The sequence below is a fragment of the Pseudomonas sp. FW305-3-2-15-E-TSA4 genome, from assembly GCF_058787295.1.
The window spans coordinates 1-2,400 of record NZ_JBYSZP010000039.1 but is presented as its reverse complement, the minus strand read 5'-3'; the positions used below and the strand labels follow the sequence as shown (position 1 = coordinate 2,400).

Genomic DNA, 2,400 nt, shown 5'->3' with positions numbered 1-2,400 from the left:
ATCGGTCACCAGTCGCCAAGGAGAAGTTGGCGGCGTGAAACCTTAATCAGTGTCCAAGATTACTTGACCAGTTCAGCTTGCTCGCGAAGAGGCCGGCAGCAACACCCTCAAACCCGCTGAGTCACCCGCTCACGCAAATACTCCAGCACCGCCCCACGCTCCCCGGCAAACTCAATCCGCCCGCCCTTTTTCTCACGCTGGAACGCATACATCGGGTCGTAATATTCCCGTAGCAACACGCTGATCCAGTCCCGGAACATCTCGACCGAACCGCTGCGCGCCTGCTCGGCCAGGGCCTCTTCCATCTGCAGGAACATCCGCTGATGGCGTTCGCCGCCCAGCCGGCGCTGGATATTGTTCAAACTCGCAATCAACCGCTCGGCATACAGCGCAAAGCCCTGCTCGCCATGCACGGCGACGAACTCGGCGTGCAGGTTGATCACGTAATCCTGCAGAATCCGCTCGACCCGCTGCTCCAGGCTGTCTTCGAGCCAGACCATCGGCGCCACTTGCATGCCTCGGTACAGCGGCAATGGCAAGGCACAACTGCCGACTACCCGGCTCTCGTCTTCCAGCACAAACTGCTGGATCCCGCCGGCGCGTTTTTTCAGCACATCAACGGCCAGACGGTTTTCAAAATCGATGTTGGTCGGTTGGCCGGTGGCGCGCTTGCCGAAACTCGAGCCCCGATGATTGGCGTGGCCTTCCAGATCCAGACCATTACTCAACTGCACCAACAGTTCGGTCTTGCCGGTGCCGGTCATGCCACCCAGCAGCACCATATCGCACTCGGCCACGGCCTGATCGATCGTCTCCAGCAGGAACGTACGCATCGCCTTATAGCCACCGCCGACACGCGGGTAATCAATCCCGCCCTCTTCCTTGATCCATTGCTGGACGATCTGCGAACGCAGGCCGCCGCGAAAGCAATACAGATAGCCGTCGGGGTGTGCCCGGGCAAACTCGACCCAGCCTTGAATGCGCTGCTCCCGCACTTCGGCAGAAACCAGCCGCTCACCCAGGGCGATGGCGGCTTGTTGTCCATGCTGCTTGTAGCAAGTCCCCACCTGCTCGCGCTCGCGGTCGTTCATCAGCGGCAGGTTGACCACGCCGGGAAACGCGCCGTGGGCAAACTCGATCGGCGCACGGGCATCCATCATCGGCCGGTCGTTGAGGAAAATATCGCGGTAATCGGTGCAGTCGCGTGACATCAGTTCACCTCGACTGCGTGGGTCTGTCGCTCGACCAGCTCGCCGATCGGCGCCAGGTTCAGGCCCAGTTCGGCAGCCACGGCGAGGAATTCGGCGTTACCTTCCGGTGTAACTGCAATCAACAGACCGCCGCTGGTCTGCGGGTCGCACAGCACGCGCTTGTGCAACTCCTGCAGACGGCCGAGCTTGCTCGAATAGCTGTCAAAGTTACGCAAGGTGCCACCGGGCACACAGCCCTGTTCGAGGTAGTACTCGACGCTGTCCAGACGCGGCACGTGGTTGTAGCCGATGCGTGCGGTCAGGTGGCTGCCATCGGCCATTTCCACCAGATGCCCGAGCAGACCGAAACCGGTGACATCAGTCATCGCGGCGACCCCGGCGAGTTTGCCGAAACGGCTGCCGGGCTTGTTCAGGGTGCACATCCAGTCGCGGGCCACACCAATGTCGCCGGGGCGCAATTTGCCCTTTTTCTCGGCGGTGGTCAGGATGCCGATGCCCAACGGCTTGGTCAGGTAAAGCAGGCAACCGGCGGTAGCGGTGTCGTTGCGCTTCATGTGGCGTTTTTCCACCAGACCGGTCACGGCCAGGCCGAAGATCGGCTCCGGCGCATCGATTGAATGCCCGCCGGCCAGCGGAATGCCGGCGGCGTCACACACCGCGCGCCCGCCGCGAATCACTTCCCGCGCCACTTCCGGCGCCAGCACATTCACCGGCCAGCCGAGGATCGCGATCGCCATCAGCGGATCGCCGCCCATCGCATAGATGTCGCTGATCGCATTGGTCGCAGCGATCCGGCCGAAGTCGAACGGGTCGTCGACAATCGGCATGAAGAAGTCCGTGGTCGACACCACACCGCGCTCGGCGTCGATCTCGTACACCGCCGCATCATCACGCGAGGCATTGCCGACCCACAGTTTCGGGTCAAGGTTCTGCGCACCGCTGCCGGCCAGAATCACTTCCAGCACCTGCGGGGAAATCTTGCAGCCACAACCGGCACCGTGGCTGTATTGGGTCAGGCGAATCGGCTCGCTCATGGGAGAGTCTCTGGCAATTGATGGGGCGGATTCTAGCAGAGCGCGGGCCGGCTGATTTTTGCGCTGAATGTCCGGGTCCCTTCGCGAGCAGGCTCGCTTGTATGTTTAGACTTGAAGGGGTGGGCGGGACTACAGACTCGATTCTGACTCTGACC

General features: G+C 61.9%; 2 protein-coding genes. Both read right to left on the bottom strand.

Features of this window, described 5'->3' with window-relative positions; all coding sequences use genetic code 11:
* Positions 1–107: 107 nt before the first annotated feature.
* The gene (mnmH, locus tag AC3WMV_RS28275; protein ID WP_103369837.1) at positions 108–1,211 is read right to left on the bottom strand and encodes a tRNA 2-selenouridine(34) synthase MnmH; all 1,104 of its coding nucleotides are present in this window, start codon (positions 1,209–1,211) and stop codon (positions 108–110) included.
* Positions 1,211–2,245, bottom strand: coding sequence for a selenide, water dikinase SelD (selD, locus tag AC3WMV_RS28270; RefSeq protein WP_103369838.1), 1,035 nt, complete (start codon positions 2,243–2,245; stop codon positions 1,211–1,213). Before selD ends, mnmH begins: the two co-directional genes overlap by 1 nt.
* Positions 2,246–2,400 lie beyond the last annotated feature (155 nt).

Excerpts from the sequence above, each read along its gene's own strand:
- mnmH (WP_103369837.1), bottom strand. The coding sequence starts at position 1,211 with ATGTCACGCGACTGCACCGATTACCGCGATATTTTCCTCAACGACCGG.
- selD (WP_103369838.1), bottom strand. The coding sequence starts at position 2,245 with ATGAGCGAGCCGATTCGCCTGACCCAATACAGCCACGGTGCCGGTTGT.